The organism is Halalkalibacter hemicellulosilyticusJCM 9152, assembly GCF_000513115.1.
In the GTDB taxonomy this organism is placed as follows: Bacteria; Bacillota; Bacilli; order Bacillales; family Bacillaceae_D; genus Halalkalibacter; species Halalkalibacter hemicellulosilyticus.
On record NZ_BAUU01000027.1, the window covers coordinates 44,468 to 65,867 of the forward strand.

Consider the following 21,400-nt stretch of genomic DNA (forward strand, 5'->3'; position numbering starts at 1 on the left):
TGTTTTTCATTCAAATATTCACTTGAATATTAACCAAGGAAAGGTATATACTATATTCAAGTGAACACTTGAATATCAATGGGGTGATAATGTGAATAAGAAAGATACTTGTGAAATTTTTTGTTATGACGAGGAAAAGGTCAATCGAATACAAGGTGATTTAAAAACAATCGATATTGTTAGTGTTGCCCAAATGTTAAAAGCAATTGCGGATGAAAATAGGGCAAAGATTACCTATGCTTTGTGTCAAGATGAAGAGTTATGTGTGTGTGATATAGCAAATATTATTGGTATTACGGTGGCAAATGCTTCTCATCATTTAAGGACCTTCATAAGCAGGGGATTGTAAGATATAGAAAAGAAGGAAAACTAGCGTTTTATTCGTTAGACGATGAACATATTAGACAAATAATGATGATTGTACTAGAACATAAGAAAGAAGTGAATGTCAATGTCTGATCAAAAGGCAATAACATCTGAACAAGAAATGAAGGCCTATCGTGTACAAGGTTTTACTTGCGCAAACTGCGCGGGTAAATTCGAAAAAAATGTAAAACAGCTATCTGGAGTTGAGGATGCAAAAGTAAATTTTGGTGCATCTAAAATTGCTGTTTATGGTAATGCAACGATAGAAGAACTAGAAAAAGCAGGTGCATTTGAGAATCTCAAAGTGACACCTGAAAAATCTGCTCGCCAAGCATCACAAGAGGTAAAAGAAGATACGAAAGAAGATAAAGTGCCGTTTTATAAAAAGCATAGTACTCTACTTTATGCTTCCTTATTGATTGCCTTTGGTTATCTTTCCTCGTATGTGAATGGAGAAGAGAACATTGTTACTACCTTATTGTTTTTAGCATCCATGTTTATCGGAGGATTATCACTTTTTAAAGTTGGTTTGCAAAACTTACTACGTTTTGAATTTGATATGAAAACCCTTATGACAGTGGCTGTTATAGGTGGTGCTATTATTGGAGAATGGGCAGAAGTTGCCATTGTTGTTATTCTCTTTGCAATCAGTGAAGCACTTGAGCGATTCTCTATGGATAGAGCAAGACAATCGATTCGTTCATTAATGGATATCGCTCCTAAAGAGGCACTTGTTAGACGTAATGGACAAGAAATAATGATTCATGTTGATGATATTGCTGTTGGGGATATCATGATTGTAAAACCTGGTCAAAAGATTGCGATGGATGGTGTAGTTGTAAGTGGGTACTCTGCCGTTAACCAAGCAGCTATTACAGGTGAATCAGTCCCTGTCGAGAAAACGGTTGATAATGAAGTATTTGCAGGTACCTTAAATGAAGAAGGATTACTTGAAGTAGAAATAACGAAACTTGTAGAAGATACAACAATTTCTAAAATTATTCATCTTGTAGAGGAAGCACAAGGGGAACGTGCTCCTTCGCAAGCATTTGTTGATAAATTCGCAAAATATTACACACCGATTATTATGATCATTGCAGCATTAGTTGCTATAGTCCCTCCATTATTCTTTGATGGCAGTTGGGAAACATGGATTTATCAAGGATTAGCTGTTCTTGTTGTTGGTTGTCCTTGTGCGTTGGTTATATCGACTCCTATTTCTATTGTTTCAGCGATTGGAAATGCTGCGAAAAAAGGGGTCCTTGTAAAAGGCGGAGTGTATTTAGAAGAAATGGGCGCCTTAAAGGCTATTGCATTCGATAAAACAGGAACATTAACAAAAGGGGTCCCAGCTGTAACTGATTATAATGTGTTGAACAAACAGATAAATGAAAAAGAATTACTATCCATTATTACTGCATTGGAGTATCGTTCTCAGCATCCTCTTGCTTCAGCCATCATGAAAAAAGCAGAAGAAGAAAACATTACTTATTCTGACGTACAGGTAGAGGATTTCTCTTCTATCACAGGAAAGGGTATAAAGGGTATCGTAAACGGGACGACTTATTACATCGGTAGCCCGAAACTCTTTAAGGAATTATTGACTAATGATTTCGATAAAGACTTAGAGCAAAATGTTACTACTCTTCAAAATCAAGGTAAGACAGCCATGATTATTGGAACCGAAAAAGAAATACTTGCAGTTATTGCAGTTGCTGATGAAGTTCGTGAGTCAAGTAAGGAAATTCTTCAAAAGTTACATCAACTTGGAATCAAAAAAACAATTATGCTTACTGGTGATAACAAAGGTACTGCGAATGCTATCGGAGGGCAGGTTGGAGTATCTGATATAGAGGCAGAATTAATGCCACAGGACAAATTAGACTTTATTAAACAGTTGAGATCCGAGTATGGCAACGTAGCAATGGTAGGAGATGGGGTCAATGATGCACCTGCATTGGCGGCCTCAACAGTTGGGATTGCAATGGGTGGAGCTGGTACAGACACAGCCTTAGAAACTGCAGACGTCGCTCTAATGGGAGACGATTTAAGAAAACTTCCATTCACTGTAAAACTTAGCCGGAAAACTCTTAATATCATCAAAGCTAACATTACTTTTGCAATTGCTATTAAATTTATTGCCTTACTATTGGTTATCCCAGGTTGGTTAACGCTCTGGATTGCCATTCTTTCCGATATGGGCGCAACCCTTCTAGTAGCTCTAAATGGTTTGCGACTAATGAGAGTGAAAGAATAAAGGAAAAAGTGCTAAAAAGGGCTCTTCCAGACAGATGGAAATTCCTTTTTTAAAAAGGACTCATTATTAGTATAACTTCTAAATATAATAAAAAATCAGTTAGTGAGTTGATGTAATTGACTTTAATTTTGAACGTTATTTCTGCAATAGGGGCATTTATAGTTACCAATATTGATGATATTTTTGTTTTGATGCTGCTATTTTCACAGGCAAAAGCACAGGTGAAAACGAGTGAAGGTTTAAAAGGTAACCAGACAGAGAATAAGCATATATCCCCTAAGGATATAATTATTGGACAATATCTAGGTTTTACCTTGTTAGTAGTAGTTAGTCTCTTAGGAACTTTTGGAGTTATGTTAATTCCAGAGAAATGGGTAGGATTACTTGGACTAATCCCAATCTATTTAGGGATTATGTTGTTTATAAAGGGAGAAGATGAGGATGAAAATGCAATTCTTTCAAGTTTAAATTCTGGAAAGTATAATAGTGTCTTTTTAAGTGTAGCATTTATAACATTTGCTAATGGCGGAGATAACATTGGAATATATGTTCCTTTCTTCTCTACTTTAACCATGAACCAACTAGCAGTAACGGTTATTACTTTCTTTATTATGGTTGCGATTTGGTGTTTTATTGGATATCGTTTGGCAGCTTTTAAACATGTCTCTGAAACCTTAGAGAATTACGGTAGATGGATTATACCCATTGTCTTTATTGGTTTAGGAATCTATATCATGGTGGAGAACGAAACTTTCAGTGCCCTTTTGAGTTTAATAAATTATTAAAAAATAATCTTCAAAAGTCCCTCTAGTTAACAGTTGGGACTTTTGTTTTTCTTATTTACAAATAACGGAACCTACCTTAACCAACTAACTATTGGATATAAGTAATTGCTTGTCTACCCAGTTGCACCCATGCAGCTTCAAAGTCTGCTATTTTGGCCTTTCTATTCTTTGTGTTTGCTAGTGGATCACTAAAGTAAATATAGCATTGGTCATATCATATCCTGTTACTAATACAGAGTGCAGCTTATGAAGCCCTATTAGATTAATTTGCAACACAGGTGAAATAGAAAAAACTGAGGAGTTACCACAAAGGAACCCTAAAAATGGTAAGTACCAGCATGTTTGGATTGATTGCATGAATAACCAAATGGAAATATGTCTGGAATTATACAGATAATAAAACTACTATAATAGTTACTAATAAGCCTATGATTTCTTAGCGTAGGAATCATAGGCTTATTTTATGTCGAAATTTGCTTAGCGTGGGTTTTATGTCAAACTGTTGGTGGTACCCCAGGCTTTTCTTTGTTCGTCCTTTTTTTTACTCCTAACCAATTTAATGCTTATTACATCCTATGGAGTTTCAAGGGTTAAAGAATTAGATTTGAGGCAAGAATTATTTGTGAAACTCTCGCACAGGAAGTGATTGATTTATGCAAGAACTAATTTTAAATATTAAGAAAAAATCAGTCTTCGTAAAATTACAACCAGAATTAATAAAAGATCTATCCCTGACTTTTTTCTTTGCATTTTCGATGATCATGTTTGAAATTTTTTTAACACGTTTGTTTGCAGTTATTTTTGATTACAATTATGTATTTCTTGTCATCTCGTTAGCTACATTAGGAATTGGAATTGGAGGATATTTTGCTTATCAGTTTCCTATTCTTTTCCGTAGTCTATATCCACTTGCACTATGTGGGCAAGGTGTTTTGCTAATAGGTGTAACGTCATTAATTTATCTTACGCCATTTCAAGGCATCACCTTTTACTCCATTCTCTCAACAGTACCATTTTTGTTTACTGGTTATATTTTAGCTAGTATTTTTCAAAAATTACATACTAAAGTTCATGTTGTTTATTTCATCGATTTAGTCGGAGCAAGTTTTGGGGCGAGTTTTGCCATTCTCTTGATGAATCATTTATCCCCTATTCCAATGATATCTATGATATCACTTGCTTTATTTTTAGTTGGGAGTATTCTCGTATTTACTCATTTAAAAAAAGCTGCAAAAGTTATGTTAATCATGATACTAGCCTTATTGATGTTAAATATATTTTCTCCTTTCTTAACAACGGACCGTTTTTTGTCTTATCAAACAAGTCCATATACAACGTTTTCTGAACAAGAGGGAAACATTATCTATTCTGAATGGGATTCATTTTCACGCACTGATGTTTACGATGCAAAAGACGGAGATTTTTTGTATATGACGATAGACGGAGGTGCTGTTTCTTCGATTTCTCGTTTTGACGGAGACCTAAATACAGTAGACTATTTGCAAATGAATACAAGTGATTTAGCTTTTCAGAATCCAAAAGAAAAAGAGAGGGCATTGATTATTGGAAGTGGTGGTGGACAAGAAGTCTTATCTGCTGAAATGGCAGGCTATTCCAAGATTGAAGCTCTAGACATAAATAAAGGTAGCTTTAACGCCGTTCATTCACTTCGATCATTTGCTGGGGATGTATTTGAACGAGATGGTGTCGAAACGATTGTAGCTGATGGTCGAAATTATATTCGTGAGACAACAAATACTTATGATTTGATATTCCTTTCACTGGTAACAAAGCAATCTGATAGTGGACTAGGGTTAGCCTTAACGGAAAATTTCATTTATACGAATGAAGCGTTACGTGACTATTTTAATAAACTCAAAGAAAATGGCCAACTTTCATTTCTACTTCACGACGAAAAGGAGCTAGCTAAAGTCATCCATAGTGCAGAAAGCTATTATCAAGAAAGGGGAATTCCATCTAATGAAATTAAAAATCACATAGCCGTTGTCGGTAGTCAACACATTTTTGGTCATGTAGTAGCCGAGCCGGGAAGCATCGAACGGCCACTGCTTATTTTGAAAAAGCATCCATTTACAGAAAAGGAAGCGACGAAACTTTTCGACTCTGCCGCGAATATCGCACAGCTCCCCTTACATGTTCCATATAGATTTGATCACTACAAAGATTTAGCAAACAGGCTTCATGATACGGCCATCCCTTTTAAAGCAAACCGAGATGCTCAGCCTTTCTTTTTTCATAAGAATGATGGGATTCCTTCTTTTTTATGGTTTGGTTTGATTCTTATAAGTCTTGGCGCTTCTGTAATGAGTTTAATTTATCGAAAGCAAGTTCCAGTTGGAAGCATGGTTTATTTCAGTGGGATTGGAATCGGTTTTATGCTTATTCAAGTAACGCTGATACAACGCCTGACATTGCCTCTAGGGCATCCTACTTGGGCATTTGTTATCGTATTAACAACACTTCTTATTTCCGGTGGAATTGGAAGTGCCTATTCGACTAAATGGAAAAGAGAAGAGGATAGAAGATTTGTCCCAATATTACTTGTGGCATTTCTAACATCTGTCGTGTATCTATTAATTCATTTTTACTATCAGTCTGAGCTGGCACTCTCCACATTTCAAAGAACCTTGCTTGTCATTACTATGCTTATCCCAGTAGGTTTTTTTATAGGAATGCCATTTCCATATGGGATGAGTAGGCTTAAAAAACATCAAATTTCAATTAGTTGGGGGATCAACGGTTTAATGACGGTTGCCGGTTCAATAGTAGCAGCCATGTTATCTTTAACGTTTGGAATGAATCTTACAATAATAGTAGGGGTTGTTGTTTATCTCTTGTTATTTATTTTTCAACCTCTGTTAAAAATGTAAATCAGAAATGTGATTTTTCCTTAGCCAGAATTAAATTCTGGCTCTTATTGTGTTATTGACATACCTTACTAGGGTAATGTAACTTTAGTTAGAATACATTGTTAAAACAAACAAGGTGGGAAGAATAGATGAGTCAAACAGAGAAACTTGTTAAACTTGCTGTGAATGCTGGGATATCCTTTGGGGCAAAGTTAAATGCAAAACAATTACGAGTTCTAGCTGAATATATGAATGATGATCAAGAATTGGAATTAACAACGTTTCAACAGCTCTATATTGATGTGTCTGAAAATAAACTGGAGTTAGTAAAAGGAAAATTTACAGAAGCTGGTTTAATCTGTTATCCGGTTGGAAGTTTTGTTAAAAGCCTTCGTACCTGTAATTTTTGTAAAGGATCGGAGGAAGAAGGGATGCCGGTAGCTATCGAGTTAAATAAACGAATTGCGGGAAGGGAAGTGCCTTTTACCCTCAAACCAGCATATACGGGATGTCGAGTTGGTTGTGGTGAACCATTAATCAATGACATTGGGATTATTAAAGTAGGTACAAATGAGTTCGATTTATACATCGGTGGCACAAGCAAGGGAGCAGATGCTAAGGTAGGTACATTGTTCAAGAAACAACTAGTACCTGAACAATTATATGCGATGGTGGATGATATACTAGATCTTTATCACGAATTTGGAAAAAAAAGAGAACCGTTTTTCAAGTTTATTAATCGATTCGGCTTTGAAAATTTACAGCAGCAAGTTCTAAAAAAAAGATAAATGATAATCAAAAATTCAATCTACTGAAAGTAATAAACTGTTGACAGGATTTAGGAAGAAATAGGTTCAGCTAAGGTTGCGCTACTTATTACGTAGCGCACTTGTTTTTACCTAGCCATTGGTATTCACTTCTTATCTTTAGCTTTACTATAATTATGCACCCATAGCAAAGGCGCGACACCCTTGAGCACAATGTAAGCACATTTGACCACATCGTTGCGAAACTTCGTCTGGGTGATGTAAACAGTGGTTCCCGCAAACTTCACAAATATGGGCACATAACGAAGCAAGAGATTTAGCGAAGACGCTGCAACGGGCCATATATTTAGCAGTTAACGTACAAATATCAGCGCAGTCTCTAAGTAATCGCAATTGCTCTTTTCTGTGACTTGAGCTGTCCATTTGCAAAATAGAATACTCGGTAAATTCACAAATAGCTTCACAATGTTGAACCGTTTCAAGTGCTCTGTGTTGTGACATGTGGTTTTCCATATGATAAGACATAGTATGATTCAATTTAATTCCTTAAATTAAAAAAACTTATATCACAAGTTCATCGTATGTCTAGTTGATTACCTATGCTTTAGGCATTAGTCTAATTTTCAGGGTTTTACGAGTTCCAAACGGGCAGCTATTTAATTTCTCAGTATGATAAGATAAAAAACTAACGAAGACTTCCTGGTCTCGATACTGCTTCGTTATTTTCAAGAATAACCTTTTCCATTCCATCATATTTTCATCACAATTTTTTTATATTCTTTTCTTGTAATGAACATACACTTATGAGGAGGAAATGGAATGAAAATGAAGTTGGCTTTATTTGTATTAGCTGCAACCATGACAATTAGTACTCCTGCTTTTGCTAGTGGAAACGGAGTTGCGGAATGTGCGCAAATGTCGAAGGGACAACATGTAGCTATGTGTGCACAAAAAATGGAACGCGGGGTTTCTGACTGTGCCACTGCTCCTGAATGCCCTATGACAAGTGGATGTACGAATTAATGAACCAGGATGGTTAGTCAATAAAACACTTAGTATCATAAAAGTTTTTAAGGAGATTTCCTTGTATGAATACTGGTTAAATGAAAATAATAACAAATTAGACTCGAGGATCTTTCAATCCTCGAGTTTCTTCTTGCTATCTCTATGAAATTCCATTGACACTTGTAAGGAATCTGTTTGTTGGTTTTTTTCTCACTATGAACCTAGTTTCATGGATATTACGTAGTTTTTATTTTTACTTTTCATCATAAATCTATCACATTTTTCCGCTATAGTAAGAACGCTTGATTATAAAAGTAGGAGATAAGATGATGAATTATATTTTTGAAAGTTACAGTTACCAAGAGCTATGGAATATAGGGTGGCTTATCCTTATTTTTCTTATTACATTTTTTTATTTCTATGTCACTAAAAAAGTTGCTAATAGGACCAGTAAAGGAAAAGCCGTATCGTTTGTTATAGGAGTATGGGTTTTTTATGTTGCAGTAGGAAGTCCACTTCACTTAATCGGACACAACTATTTGTTTAGTGCTCATATGCTTGAACAGGCAATAGTCTATTTTGTGGCACCACCATTGATTCTTATAGGACTACCTAATCAATTAACTAAGCATCCTTTCATCTCCAGGTTACTAAGCAGGGGATTACTAGGAGTATTGAGCAAACCGATCATCGCATCGTTTTTATTTAATGGATTATTTTCCCTATACCATTATCCAAGTCTATTTGACTATTTACGTTTGAACCATCTATATCAATCTGTTTATCATTTAATTCTCACAATATTAGCTTTTACAATGTGGTTATCCATTCTTCATTCCAAAAGTAATTACGAGTTATCTGAATTGAAAAGTTTAGGCTACATTTTCTTAAATAGTGTATTAATTACACCGGTTTGCGCTTTAATTATCTTTTCTAATAACGTACTTTATACAACCTATATAAATGCTCCTCAATTGATCTCGTTCTTATCAATAAAAGATGATCAACAACTTGGAGGGATTGTAATGAAGCTGGTTCAAGAAGGGGTATTTATTACAATCATTGGAATACTTTTTTTCCGGTGGGCAAAAAAAGAAAGAAAAAAAGAAAATGTAGAAATACGAAATGAGGATGCTTCATAAAATTGATTACTATAAAGCGAGGTTTGTAATATGTATGATGTATTTAATTCTATTAGTCGATTATTATATGATCCCTTAATTCAACTAATGTATGGTTTTGATCATATTCCGCTTTTAGCAGCGCTTATTATTGGAATTCTAGCAGCTGCTGCACCGTGTCAATTCACCGGAAATGTAGGTGCCATTACACTCTATGGGAATCGGTCTATCCAAAAAGCTATTCCATGGTCAGAAGTTATATTCTTTCAACTTGGGAAAGTCGTTGTTTTTTCGGGGTTAGGATTACTAGTGTGGATATTAGGTTCTGAATTTCAACAAGAACTAATTGGTTACCTTCCATGGATACGTAAAATACTTGGGCCCATTTTTATCATAATCGGTCTTTATTTAGTTGGACTCATCACATGGAAATGGTCTATCGGTCTAAAACAAAGAGAAGCTGGTGATAAAAACAGAGGAAAATGGGGGGCATTTCTTTTAGGAAGTAGTTTTTCATTAGGATTCTGTCCAACCATGTTCTCAATCTTTTTCTTTTTGCTAATGCCGTTAACCCTTTCTACTTCATACGGATTCATCTTACCAACTGTGTTTTCGTTTGGTACATCGATTCCTTTGTTCATTACAATGTATCTCATCTGGACTTTTGGATTAAACGGGACACTTTTGAAAAAAGGAAGAAACATCGGAAAATGGATACAGAGAGTTGCAGGGGGCTTTCTGATCATACTTGGGATTTTAGATACAATAACTTATTGGGGGATTTAAGGAAGTATGTGTTGCATTAAACCATGATCTAATTCAAAAGGAAATTTATATTTTTTTCTTCAAAATTTCAACACAATTACCTTTTATAATATAAATAGATTTAAAAATTAGGAGGTATTTGACTATGGAAAATTTAGCTTATTATCTTCCACTATTATTATGTCCTTTAATGTTAGTGATGGTATTTTTCTTTATGAAAAGGATGTCTGATGGAAATAACAGTAATAAGAGTGAACCAAACGGAAAAGATTTACAAAAAAATATGAATCACTTAATGGAACAAAATCAAAAGTTGATGAAGGAAATTGATTCTTTAAAAAGGTCACAATAATGGAAGGGAGTACGTTTGGAGAAATTATCAATTTTTGTTCCGATCATACTTTTATTCTTACTAATAATTGCGATGATGATTCACTCTTATGCTACTATCAAAAGAAAACCAGAGGGTTATGAATTTTTGATTAATAAACAGAATGACCCCTTCGATAAACGGGAAAAAAGTAACTAACCTTATTGTAAGTTTATCCCACTTAACAAACTCACAATAGGTCTAAATTATAGTAAAATCAATCGGTGGAGGAGGCTTTTAATTGAGTTGTCTCCATTTTCTTCTTTTCAAGTAGATTTGTGTAAAAAAATATTTTATAAGTAAGATTCTTTATATAGAAAAGAGGGAGAACATGGACACTAAAATTCTAATTGTTGATGACGAATGGAATATGAGAAATCTAATTCGAATTCATTTATCCAAGCAAGGATATAACATAGTGGAAGCTGTGAATGGGAAAGAAGCGCTTAAAGAAATGAAATGTCATTCTTTTCAACTTATTATTTTAGATGTAATGATGCCAGAGATGGATGGTTGGGAAGTATGTGAAGAAATTAGAAAAGAAAATTTGGCTTTGCCTATATTAATGTTAACAGCTAGAACGGAGACAACGGACAAGGTGAAGGGACTCGATATTGGAGCGGATGATTATTTAACTAAACCTTTCAAACCAGAAGAACTTATCGCACGAGTGAATGCACTTTTAAGAAGAGCTGTTGTAAATCAAACAACGCAAACAAAACAACTCCATTTCCACGAGCTGAAAATGGATGTGGATGATCATAAAGTTTTTGTTCAAGACAATCCTGTTCATTTAACCCCTAAAGAATTTGAGTTATTAAAATTATTACTCTTGAATCCTAAGCAAGTGTTTAACCGGGACCAGTTACTTTTGAAAATTTGGGGAGTGAATTTTTTCGGAGATGAAAGAACGGTTGATTCTCACATAAAAAGTATTCGTTTGAAATTAAAGAAAGAAGGGCTGAGCTTTACTATCATCGAAACGGTTTGGGGTGTCGGCTATAAGTTAAAGGAAATAGACACATGAGATGGAATCGAATTGATGTAAAATTAGGGCTGACGATGATTACCGTTTTTTTATTAGTTTTCGCACCTTTTGTTTATGTCATTGATCAGGTTTTTTGTAATTATTATTACAATAAGGCAAAAGAGGAAGCTCATCAATTAACGTCAAATTATGCCCAGATGATAGCGAATAATCAAATGTTAATGTCAACGCCAATGGTCGAAATGGCAGGAAATATTACACAAAAAAAAATCTTCTTACTAGACGAAGATGGAGATATGATCACGTTTACAGGTACGGATGATCTGGAAATAAACATTAAAGAGTTCGACTTGCAAAACCTTTTTGAAGGAAGGCCTGTTTTCTATGAATACGTAGAACCGTTCACTGACATTCCTTATCTTTTGTATGGTCATCCAATAAATGCTGATCAATTCAAAGGTAGTCTGTTCATGTTATTTCCACTTAATGATATGTATGATTCGATGTCTACGGTAAGACAGTTGTTTCTTCTTGCTGGTGTTGGAGGTTTCTTTCTAGCTCTTGGGTTTACATTTATTGCTTCACGAAAGCTCTCGTCACCTTTACTTGAAATGCAGGCTGCAACAAAAAAGATTGCCAAAGGGGATTTAAATACAAAAGTGATTGTACGATCAAAAGATGAAATCGGTTCTCTTGCTGTTGGCATTAACAACCTAACTCAGGAACTAAAGAGGCACTATGATACAAGAAGTGAATTCTTTGCTAGTATTTCTCATGAGTTAAAGACACCGGTTTCATATTTAATGGGTTATTCGGAAGTCTTGAAAGAAAAGCTGTATCAGACGGAGGAAGAAAAAGAACAGTATTTATCAATCCTTGAACATGAAGCAACTCGATTAAATTATCTTATATCAGACTTGTTTGATTTGTCGAAGATGGAAGAAGGGAAGTTTGACATAAATAAGGAGTGGATCGATTTAACAGAACTTGCCGATAACCTCGATATGAAATATTCATTAAAAGCAAAAGAAAAAGATCTTCTATTTACGGTTAAAGTGGATGAAAACCTTTCCTTGTTTTATGGAGATGGAAAACGAATAGAACAAGTTTTTACCAACTTATTGGATAATGCGATGAGGCATACGACTAACGGTGAGGTAACCTGTGAGTTCAGGCAAGGTGATAATCAAATTAACATCATTATCAAAGATACCGGATCAGGAATTCCAGCCGACGAACTTCCATTTATTTTTGATCGGTTTTACCGAGTAGAAAAATCTCGCTCAAGAGAATTCGGAGGGACCGGATTGGGATTAGCCATCGTTAAAATGTTAGTAAAGTTACACGGTGGTACAATAGATATAACGAGTAAGGAAAACGAAGGAACCCAATTTACTCTTTCTTTTCCTAATGATATTGGGAACAAGGAGAGGGGAGAAAAGATATGAAATGGATAGACTGGGTCATTGTTAGTCTGCTTTTGCTTATTGGGTTAGTTTGTTTAAGTATGTCCTTAACGTTAACGACGGACGAGAATTTTATCATCTCTCTCCTAAAAATTTGTCTTTGGGTAGGAATTCCATCTCTAACGATTGGACTAATTTTTCTGTTGTTCAAAAAAAGAAAGTAAGCAATTGTATGAGAAAAAATAGGGATGTGTGTATGGAGTGTGGACAAAAAAAGACTTACTAGCCGGTCTTATTCTCTTTCTGACAATATTCATTTCACTGGTAGACGGTACTGCGGTTGAAGCCCATTCAGAAATAAAAGAAATAAGTCCGGGAATGAATGAAATATTGGACCATTCACCAGAACGTATTAGTGTTTTGTTTGCTGAACCTGTAGAAGTCTATTCAGAGTCTATTCGCTTAACCAATTCGATCGGATCAAACGTTCGAATCGGAAAAGCGGTGATTGATCCTACTGACAAACGTTTAGTAACATTACCGGTTGAAACTCTATTATCAGATGGCAGGTATACATTAGAGATTTTCGCAATTGCCATGGATGGACATGAAATTAAAGAGCGTTTCCAATTTGAAATTAAAAAGGAACAAATTTCAGAATTAGATTATTGGAGAAACCTAACCCTCGTTCAATCCGCTCCAGCAGATGGGGAGATCGTACCAACTTCTCCAAACAAAATTGAACTATGGTTCTCTGATGAGATAGAATTAGAGGTTTTTGCGATCTATGATGATAATCAAAGTTTAGTACCGATAGGAGAAACTTATGTAAATCCAGCTGATGCTTCCCACTATATAATAGAGCTAGACAAGAAATTATCAAAAGGGACATATGAAATTAATTGGTACGTACGTAAAGATAACAAAAGTAAAAATGGAATTTTCTACTTCGCAGTGGATGAAGTCACATCTATTACCCCTCCAGAGGGAAAAAGAGTTTCAATGGGGGGATGGCAACATGTCGGATTGATTGAATTTGCTAGTTGGCTGTCCTATCTGGGTGTTTTCATCTTGTTTGGTAGTATGGTTTTTCAATTATTGATTTCAAAAGGTAGTGAAAACACCAACCGGTGGAACAAGATGAAACGGATCTTCTTCATCATGAGTGTTGTAGGGTTTCTACTACTTATTACAATTCGGAAGGATGAAATTACTAATATTTCAGTAGTGGAGTTTATTCAATTTCAATTTGTTTGGGGCATGGTCCTTCAACTTGTCCTTGTACTTATTGCATTTTTTCTTAGGTCGATGATAGGACAGATATTATTGTTAGCTGGAACGATTATGATGTGGGCATTATCAGGTCATGCTGTATCAGATCGGTATGGTGGGCTTATCTCAATAACGTTAGATGCTTTGCATTTATTTTCTATTGCAATTTGGCTTGGTGGATTATTTGCATTAATAGTCATGATACCTAAAGAGGAAGGTTTAAAATGGCTAAAAGAAAATGGTCGAAAGTTCTCCAAGTACGCACTTATAAGTATATTTATTATGAGTTTAACAGGTATAGGAATGCTATTGCGTTATCTTCCTTCTTTTACTATGGACAGTTTAATGATAAGTAGTTGGGGGCAGTTTCTCCTTTTTAAGGTGATTTTATTTCTAGTTATAACTTTTATAGGATTCTATCAAATGAGATTATTGAAAAGCGGTATTGATCATAATCATACATCTCTTACCGCTATCTTAGGAAGAACCGAACTCATTATTGGAATGAGTATTCTTTTCTTTGCAGCATCAATGATCAACACGTCACCCAAGGCTGCTGAACAAGGAATTTATCCCACAGATCTTTATTCTCCTGTTGATGTCTCTGTATCACTGACACCATTTCAGATGGGATATAATGATTTAATTATAAAATTTGATCAATCAGAAGATATAAAGAATGTTGATGTTGAGCTTTTTATGCCACCTTTTATGACCAGAACGATAACCGCGTTTTCGTTAGGGGAAGGGACTTTTCAAGTGACTGGTGGACTATTACATGGTTCTGGTACGACCTATTTAAATATTCATGTCACTAAAACGAGTGGCGAAAACTTAATGATTCCATATGAAATACAAGTGCCCGGCGATATGTAATGCTTCGTTTTTGATTGCCGACACAACTGTATAAAGAATGTCACGCTTCTCACAGAAAGGGTTCTTAGATTTTTCTCTAAGGGCCCTTTACTGGCTATGAATATGCTTCTCTCCACTGTTTACTTTTGTACATAGTCAGATAACTATACTTTTATTGGTAAATAATGTTAAAGTAATTAAAGATTATTTCTCTAGTAGTGTCAAAATGATGATGATTCTACCGCTATTCTCAAGATGTCATACAGCTAAGGTTATGTTTTTTATAAAACTCGGTTAATCCATTTGAGTGTGCGACCCTTAAAGAATTCTTGGGTTGAAAACTAGTTTTAGAAGAGGGGGAGAAGATTGAAGATAAGGGGAAAACATATTATTTTATTTTTTGTCCTGTTCTTGACTGGTTTTATTTTAGTGGTGAATTATGAGTCTACAGATTCAGGTAACTATGATCCTCTGAATAGATTGAATTCGACATGGGCACAGGAAAATGAACTTAGAAACCAAATCATCATGGAACAATCCTTAAACAAAATGCTTCAAGAGGAGTTAAGGTTATATCAATATCAGGTACGGGAACTTGAAGAAAACTTAAGCACCGTTAATGAAAAAAGTGAAGAAAAAGCAGAAAATTTGCTCGAAGACATAGAGAGGTTAAGAAAGATTGTAGGACAAGTGCAAGTAACTGGACCAGGAATTGAAATCTCATTAGAGGATTCAGACTATTTACCTAACGGGGCTAATCCGAATGATTACATTGTTCATGAAGGACATATCCAACAGGTGGTCCAAGAATTATATGTTGCTGGAGCGGAAGCAATTGCCGTAAATGGGTATCGCCTAAGACATTCATCATTTATTCAATGTATAGGGCCTGTAATAAGTGTAGACGGAAATATTTCATCAGCTCCTTTTATTATTACGGCGATTGGGGATGCTGATCATTTAGAAGCAGCTTTAACCCTACATGGCGGAGTTCAGCATCAGTTAATTAATGATGAAGTAACAGTAAGAATACAGAAAAAAACTAATATTCTATTAGACTCTTACCTAACAGAAGGTTGATTACATGTGTATAAAGATAGTAAACATATTAATTTATGTAAATATTGAGACACACGAACCTTGGATTCGCGTTTATACACAGTAGTTCTTTATTTTTTTCAAAACTAGCAAACTGTTTTCTTAGATGTATCAAAGTTTTATCACATTTATATTTTAAAATAAAAGTAACGAAGGATAGTTGAAATAAGAAATATATTATGACCGAATTGAGTAGCAAGGATAATTTGGATTTAATCTAAGGAATCATTTAGTCTAAATAATTGGAGGTGTTTAATCATGATGATGAACTGGGGAATGATGAATCTCGGTATGATTTTGTACATGATCTTAGTAATTCTTATATTAGGTTTAATCATTTATGGTGGATTGGTATTAGTCATGAGACTTTTAAATAAAAAGGATTCTAACAATAATTCTCAAGATTGGGACCAAGATACATCACTTCAAATTTTAAAAGAACGGTTTGCAAAAGGAGATTTAACGCAAAGTGAATTCGAACAAAAATATACGTATTTAAAAGAAAAAAATTAAATTAAATCAGTATTTATCACAGTTTCATCAAAATTAAAGTCTAAACTAAAAATGTAAAATAAATTCAATACATTATTAAGAGGAGTGAATAACATGCGGAAAAAAACGAAAATGTTACTCTTTTCATTTGGATTATCTTCTGTTTTAGTCGTAGGAACAATGGGGTTCTCAGGAATATCTCAAGCTAATGAAAACCATGGCATGATGAATATGATGAATGGTGACATGATGAATATGATGGAAGGTATGAATTCCTTAGAAGGCGAGAATATGATGGATGCATGCAATAACTTTATGGAATCATATGGAAGCGACGAGACTGAAACAAATTAGGAACTCTAAATAATTTTTTAGTATGAGAGGAAGGAGTACCCTTCCTCTTTATTTGTGCAACGTGCGTTCGCATATAGAAGACCTTTTCGTGACCTTCTTCATAAATTGCTGAATGCTAACAGGCAATAAATCTTTTCAAGGGAACAGAAAGTGTGGTCTAGACCTTCCTTAGTTTTCAAAAACTTCAAAAAGTCTAAATCTTCCATCGTTGTCATGAATGTCGATTGACAATAAAGTCGTTTAAATACAAATAAAGTTGTTACATTTACAATAAAGTTATTTAAAACGTCCAATAGGTTGTTCAACTAAAGGTAACGCTTTAACCAAATATCACATCTGCTATTAAATACACTTCACGCTCTTTATCTCCTTTCCCTCTTACAATCGCTGAACGATTCCCAACATTAATACAATCCTTATCTAATGAAACAATCTCACCAATTCTACATCCCGTCGAAAACATAAACTCAAACAAGGCCTTCTCCATCGGGGGATGGCAACCTTCCCTTAAATGTTCAATTTCACGTTCTGTTAAGAACTTTGGGATTCGTTTTCCTACTTTTGGTTCCGTGATTTTGGCAGCAGGATTAGTGGTTATATGACCTTCCTCGTATAACCAACGAAAAAATGATCGGATAAATCGAACACGATGAGCAAGACTCGATGGTTTTAATCCTTCGCTGGATAAAGCTAAGTAATCTTTAATACCTTGGGTTGTAACGGATTGGGGTTTAATATCTTGGAAGTGACGGACTAAGAGATTTGCTTGCAGTCGGTAGGCATTCAAGGTATGGGGCGAAAATCCTTCAATTCGTTTCTCAGCTTTGCATGCTTCCCAGGCTTTGGTTAGTTGCACAGCTTGTTCCCTCCTATGTATTATGTGTATTTTAAGGGGGGGATTTCCAATTTTATGAAAAACAAGAACGACAATTAGTCCTTTTCTGGTATTATTTATGTGTCAAGGTTGGTTACTTTGTGAAGAATTCACTTAAACTGAACGAAGCAGTTTAGTGCAATAAGAGTTGATGAGTTGTTTAATTATTTATTATGTAAGAGGTGATTTAATGCGAAGAGTTGAGGTTTTACCATATAGTGAGGAATGGTTAGAAATGTTTCGGGAGGAAAGTTAGAAACTTAAAGCTTTGTTTAAAAACGAAATTGTGTATCATATTGGAAGTACCCATTCCAAATATTAAAGCTAAACCAGTAATTGATATTATGGTTGAGGTTACTAACATTAGTGAAGTTGATAAGTTCAATAGCGAGATGGAACAATTAGGCTATGAAGTGATGGGTGAATACGGAATTCCTAAAAGGCGTTTTTTTATTAAGGGTGGCGATAATAGAACTCATCATGTTCATTTTTACGAAGAAGGTAATGAAGAAATTGCTCGTCACTTAGCATTTAGGGATTATATGATTGCACATCCAGAGGAAGCTATAAAGTACAGTGAATTGAAACAAACATTGGCAGAGAAATCCCCTACAAATATAACTAAGTATATAGAAGGCAAGAACAATTATATTAAGGCAATTGATGATAAAGCAGAGACGTGGAGAAAAACTAACTTATTCAATTAACGGGTGCTAGAGCGGAACTCAAAGTTGTCAGTTGCAGCACCTAATGTTTATTTTGTTAACGAACTTCTCCAAAACTCAAGACTATAGACAACACTGGGATTGTAATAAGCTCTCCCGCCACCTTTAAACAAAGACACCTAGTTACGATTATTTGAATCGTAACTAGGTGTCTTGTTTCATTCTTATTGTTATTCAAGTGTACCGACGATTGGTAAGTTTTCCAATACAGAAGAGCCGTGTGGAGATGCTGAAATTTCTTCTGTGTTGTCAGCACCAGCCATTACTCCACCAAAGTGTTCTCCACCTTCCCAAGCTCCAATATCTGAAACATCGTAAACGACTCCGTCAACCGCTACATAAGCGGGGTTTCCATCTTGCCCATTATACTCACTAAGTTCTTCCAGTGTGAATACTTGACCTTCTTCAACTGCTGAAGCTTCTGTTTCTTCTGTAGTATTTTCCTCTGTAGTTTCTTCCGGTGTCGACGTATCTGGTTCTTCAGTTGTTGTGTCCCCACCACAAGCTGCTAAAACAAAAGCCGTCATTGACAGTACTAATAAACCTTTAAATTTTTTCATCTTCTTGCCCCCTACATTTTTAAAAACTTTTTTTATATAGTTATATGTTAAATGTTATCTCCCCTCACTAAAAGAGATTTTGATTACATTTAACGTATTGTTCACTTTCCGTTAAAAATGTGGTCACTTTTTTGTCAAATATACTAATGGCAGAATGAAAAAATGGATATTACGCGAGGAGATTTCAAGTGAAATATAGTGGGATTTGTGAAATACCGTACTTAACTAAAGGGTGCTTATGTTGAAGAAGAAATTACGAAAAACAACAGATCTATTTGCTGCATAGTACAAATATACTGTTCAAAAAAAGGAATTTCACAATCTGGCTATTATGGAATAAAACTTCAAAAGACTTTATTGTTATTTTTTAGTTCGATGGAAAATATTTTTTATCAAAAATTAAACAACTTTAATTTACCTCCATCCTTAAAGCAGGACGGGGGTATACGTATTTGAGGTTTTAAAATTAAATAACTTTATTTTCACTTCAAATGAAGTGGTCTTTTGTGGAAATGCAGAGAATAAAGAAGTATATATTTTTCAAGGTTATACATTAGTTCACATGTTCCCCCTTGTAAAATTCATTTTTTATGGCAATATTAAGGTAACAAAATGAAAATGGAAAGGGGGAGGAAGGAATGTTAAGTGATCGTGATTTGCACACCCTAGCAATAGAGGAAGAATTGATAACACCATATAATCCGGAGTATTGTGAAGGAGCGACTATCAACTTAACGTTAGATACAGTTGTTAAACGTTATTCTTCCAATGAGCCCATTATACTAGGTAAGGAAGTAACTGAGGATCACTATGAAAAGTTTGATATTTCTGTAGATGAGTTCTGGCTTGAACCAAAAGAATCTGTTTTGATTCAGACACATGAATTCTTAAAGGTTCCCCATAATATGACTGCTCGCATATATGAGCGGTATGGAGTAAAGTCTCTGGGTCTAATGATTAGTCCTGCTCACTATATGAATCCCGGGTATCGCGGACAAATTAGTCTAATTGCAGTAAACAATACACCCGTTCGTTTTAGACTTATTCCTGGTATTAAAATTTGTCAATTGGCGTTATTCGAGTTGAAAACAGAACCGCTAAAACCTTATGAAAAGCAGGATGCGAGATACATGGACGCTACAGAGGTTAGTATTTCTAAATTACATTTAGATGATGAAATCCAAGATTTTCTTAAAGAAAAAGGAGTTAAGAAAGTTTCTGAAGAAATGGCCAGTGACTTAGGTAAACACTTAATGTCTCATATTAAGTTAGCTGCAAAAGAGTTAGCTGATATTGCGAGAAAAGAGTTTAAGAAAGGCAAAAAGGATAAATGAGTAATTTAAGGGAAATAGTCAGAAGGCATGTCATTTCAGAAACTAAACAAGAATTGTCCGCTGAAAATGTTGACCAGGATGCTATGGTTCAATTTCTTATTAAAGAGGGCCATATTGACAAGAAAGTTGATTCTATTTTAGATGCCTTTAGAGATGAGCTTGAAAAAGACTCTCCCAAGTCGATTAAAAGGAAAAGAAATAAGTTTGTATACGCTAGCCTAAGCATATTGTTGACTATCCTTATTGCGTACGGTGTTAATGAGGAGTATTGGGTAGTTGTAGCAATCGTAGCATTAATAAATATTGTCATTCATGCTTTTTTTACGTTTTGGAGTGAATGAAGATCCTAACAGTATTTAACCCCTATCTCCGACACTATGAAATATGTACTTTGTACAAGAAAACCGAAAGTTCATTTGAATTTCAAATGAACTTTCGGTTTTTGCTTTTATACAATTATTAAATTCGAAATGTCTTTCGTTTATCAGATTCATAGGTTTTTCACGCTTGGTGTGATATTAGCAACTTATATCCCTCCAATTAAAAAGCCACTAAAGAATACATTTTTAAAATTTGGGTAAAGTATTTTATACATCAAAGAATTCTGCATAACGAATACTCCCCTGCATGGAAGTGCTTGGGAGTATGACACATTATTGAAATACACATTTCAAGAAATACTTAGATAAAGAAATAGATTTGTTATTCTTCTAATACAATTGCTGAAATTCACCTTTGAAAAAAAGATTGTAACATCCCATCCCCGCAAGAAAAATATCAATTACTCAACTTTCGCACCTTGAAAATTGACCATTGAGTAGGTCTATCAAAGCTTTAAGAACTAGTAATTATGTTACTTGACGAGTGCTTTTAAACAGAAAAAACACCTGATTCTTTGGTATAGTGGAATTGACTAGAAACCATTACCACAAAGAAGAGGTGCCTTCTCTATGATAAAGGAAAAACACTCGAATGAGCAACTACCAAATGAACTTTCTGCAGTATTCTCTGAATTACAAGTATCAAAACACCTTCGCCAAGCAGGTATTCGAAAAAACTTTGGGTTTTCATGTGCCTATTTGTTTCAGCTTGTTTTTAGTCTGATCTTTCATCAAAAAAATTGGTTTACCCTTGTC

Annotated in this window: 21 protein-coding genes and 3 pseudogenes; 20 read left to right on the top strand and 4 right to left on the bottom strand. The window is 34.8% G+C overall.

Going from position 1 to position 21,400, the window contains the following annotated elements:
- The first annotated feature begins 91 nt into the window (after positions 1-91).
- The 3 genes and pseudogenes from cadC (at position 92) to JCM9152_RS16090 (ending at position 3,408) form a co-directional block, all read left to right on the top strand.
- Positions 92-459, top strand: a pseudogene (cadC, locus tag JCM9152_RS16080) (Cd(II)-sensing metalloregulatory transcriptional repressor CadC).
- Positions 452-2,623: a heavy metal translocating P-type ATPase gene (locus tag JCM9152_RS16085; RefSeq protein ID WP_003322300.1), complete on the top strand. Its 2,172-nt coding sequence runs from the start codon at positions 452-454 to the stop codon at positions 2,621-2,623. The pseudogene cadC and the gene JCM9152_RS16085 overlap by 8 nt, the downstream one beginning before the upstream one ends.
- Positions 2,624-2,739: 116 nt before the next feature.
- Positions 2,740-3,408, top strand: coding sequence for a CadD family cadmium resistance transporter (locus tag JCM9152_RS16090; RefSeq protein ID WP_003322298.1), 669 nt, complete (start codon positions 2,740-2,742; stop codon positions 3,406-3,408).
- Between the two features lie 88 nt (positions 3,409-3,496).
- Here the strand turns inward: JCM9152_RS16090 and JCM9152_RS24320 are convergent.
- Positions 3,497-3,657: pseudogene (locus tag JCM9152_RS24320) on the bottom strand (C39 family peptidase); the annotation flags it as partial.
- Positions 3,658-4,061: 404 nt separating this feature from the next.
- Here JCM9152_RS24320 and JCM9152_RS16095 point away from each other — a divergent pair.
- A complete protein-coding gene (locus JCM9152_RS16095; protein ID WP_034633970.1) occupies positions 4,062-6,299 on the top strand; it encodes a spermidine synthase family protein in 2,238 nt (745 codons plus the stop codon).
- A gap of 128 nt (positions 6,300-6,427) precedes the next feature.
- Positions 6,428-7,066, top strand: coding sequence for an NAD(P)/FAD-dependent oxidoreductase (locus JCM9152_RS16100; protein WP_034633972.1), 639 nt, complete (start codon positions 6,428-6,430; stop codon positions 7,064-7,066).
- A 153-nt stretch (positions 7,067-7,219) separates the two neighbouring features.
- Here the strand turns inward: JCM9152_RS16100 and JCM9152_RS24360 are convergent, their stop codons facing one another.
- On the bottom strand, positions 7,220-7,570 hold the full coding sequence (locus JCM9152_RS24360) for a four-helix bundle copper-binding protein (RefSeq protein WP_081727747.1): 351 nt from the start codon (positions 7,568-7,570) through the stop codon (positions 7,220-7,222).
- Between the two features lie 294 nt (positions 7,571-7,864).
- Here JCM9152_RS24360 and JCM9152_RS16105 point away from each other — a divergent pair, with 294 nt between their 5' ends.
- The 11 genes from JCM9152_RS16105 (at position 7,865) to JCM9152_RS16155 (ending at position 16,771) form a co-directional block, all read left to right on the top strand.
- Positions 7,865-8,068, top strand: a complete 204-nt coding sequence (locus JCM9152_RS16105; RefSeq protein WP_034633974.1) for a hypothetical protein — start codon at positions 7,865-7,867, stop codon at positions 8,066-8,068.
- 311 nt (positions 8,069-8,379) lie between these two features.
- Complete coding sequence (locus tag JCM9152_RS16110) at positions 8,380-9,192, top strand: cytochrome c oxidase assembly protein (protein WP_034749227.1); 813 nt, start codon at positions 8,380-8,382, stop codon at positions 9,190-9,192.
- A 30-nt stretch (positions 9,193-9,222) separates the two neighbouring features.
- Positions 9,223-9,957 (top strand): cytochrome c biogenesis CcdA family protein, encoded by a 735-nt coding sequence (locus JCM9152_RS16115; protein ID WP_034634016.1) that lies wholly within the window; start codon positions 9,223-9,225, stop codon positions 9,955-9,957.
- A gap of 124 nt (positions 9,958-10,081) precedes the next feature.
- The gene (locus JCM9152_RS16120; protein WP_035346261.1) at positions 10,082-10,288 is read left to right on the top strand and encodes a hypothetical protein; all 207 of its coding nucleotides are present in this window, start codon (positions 10,082-10,084) and stop codon (positions 10,286-10,288) included.
- 349 nt (positions 10,289-10,637) lie between these two features.
- Positions 10,638-11,333 (top strand): response regulator transcription factor, encoded by a 696-nt coding sequence (locus JCM9152_RS16125; RefSeq protein WP_034749212.1) that lies wholly within the window; start codon positions 10,638-10,640, stop codon positions 11,331-11,333.
- Positions 11,330-12,742, top strand: coding sequence for a sensor histidine kinase (locus tag JCM9152_RS16130; RefSeq protein ID WP_034634015.1), 1,413 nt, complete (start codon positions 11,330-11,332; stop codon positions 12,740-12,742). Before JCM9152_RS16125 ends, JCM9152_RS16130 begins: the two co-directional genes overlap by 4 nt.
- Positions 12,739-12,924 (top strand): hypothetical protein, encoded by a 186-nt coding sequence (locus JCM9152_RS16135; RefSeq protein WP_003322280.1) that lies wholly within the window; start codon positions 12,739-12,741, stop codon positions 12,922-12,924. Before JCM9152_RS16130 ends, JCM9152_RS16135 begins: the two co-directional genes overlap by 4 nt.
- 37 nt (positions 12,925-12,961) lie before the next feature.
- Complete coding sequence (locus JCM9152_RS16140; protein ID WP_081728081.1) at positions 12,962-14,848, top strand: copper resistance CopC/CopD family protein; 1,887 nt, start codon at positions 12,962-12,964, stop codon at positions 14,846-14,848.
- Between the two features lie 345 nt (positions 14,849-15,193).
- Positions 15,194-15,907, top strand: a complete 714-nt coding sequence (locus JCM9152_RS16145; RefSeq protein WP_003322277.1) for a DUF881 domain-containing protein — start codon at positions 15,194-15,196, stop codon at positions 15,905-15,907.
- Positions 15,908-16,183: 276 nt separating this feature from the next.
- Positions 16,184-16,438 carry an SHOCT domain-containing protein gene (locus tag JCM9152_RS16150; protein WP_003322276.1) on the top strand — a complete coding sequence of 85 codons (255 nt, stop codon included), beginning with the start codon at positions 16,184-16,186 and terminating at the stop codon, positions 16,436-16,438.
- Between the two features lie 93 nt (positions 16,439-16,531).
- Entirely contained in the window at positions 16,532-16,771 is a 240-nt protein-coding gene (locus JCM9152_RS16155; RefSeq protein ID WP_035346263.1) for a hypothetical protein, read from the top strand.
- Positions 16,772-17,090: 319 nt separating this feature from the next.
- Here the strand turns inward: JCM9152_RS16155 and JCM9152_RS16160 are convergent, their stop codons facing one another.
- On the bottom strand, positions 17,091-17,627 hold the full coding sequence (locus tag JCM9152_RS16160; protein WP_052016020.1) for a site-specific integrase: 537 nt from the start codon (positions 17,625-17,627) through the stop codon (positions 17,091-17,093).
- Between the two features lie 314 nt (positions 17,628-17,941).
- Between JCM9152_RS16160 and JCM9152_RS16165 the strand changes: the two genes are divergently transcribed.
- A complete protein-coding gene (locus JCM9152_RS16165; RefSeq protein ID WP_003322273.1) occupies positions 17,942-18,352 on the top strand; it encodes a GrpB family protein in 411 nt (136 codons plus the stop codon).
- A 188-nt stretch (positions 18,353-18,540) separates the two neighbouring features.
- Here the strand turns inward: JCM9152_RS16165 and JCM9152_RS16170 are convergent, their stop codons facing one another.
- A complete protein-coding gene (locus tag JCM9152_RS16170; protein WP_003322272.1) occupies positions 18,541-18,930 on the bottom strand; it encodes a cytochrome b5 domain-containing protein in 390 nt (129 codons plus the stop codon).
- A 638-nt stretch (positions 18,931-19,568) separates the two neighbouring features.
- Here JCM9152_RS16170 and dcd point away from each other — a divergent pair.
- The 3 genes and pseudogenes from dcd to JCM9152_RS16185 form a co-directional block, all read left to right on the top strand.
- The gene (dcd, locus tag JCM9152_RS16175; RefSeq protein ID WP_003320838.1) at positions 19,569-20,264 is read left to right on the top strand and encodes a dCTP deaminase; all 696 of its coding nucleotides are present in this window, start codon (positions 19,569-19,571) and stop codon (positions 20,262-20,264) included.
- Positions 20,261-20,605, top strand: a complete 345-nt coding sequence (locus tag JCM9152_RS16180) for a hypothetical protein (RefSeq protein WP_003320839.1) — start codon at positions 20,261-20,263, stop codon at positions 20,603-20,605. The genes dcd and JCM9152_RS16180 overlap by 4 nt, the downstream gene beginning before the upstream one ends.
- Before the next feature lie 609 nt (positions 20,606-21,214).
- Positions 21,215-21,400 (top strand): annotated as a pseudogene (locus tag JCM9152_RS16185) (IS4 family transposase); the annotation flags it as partial.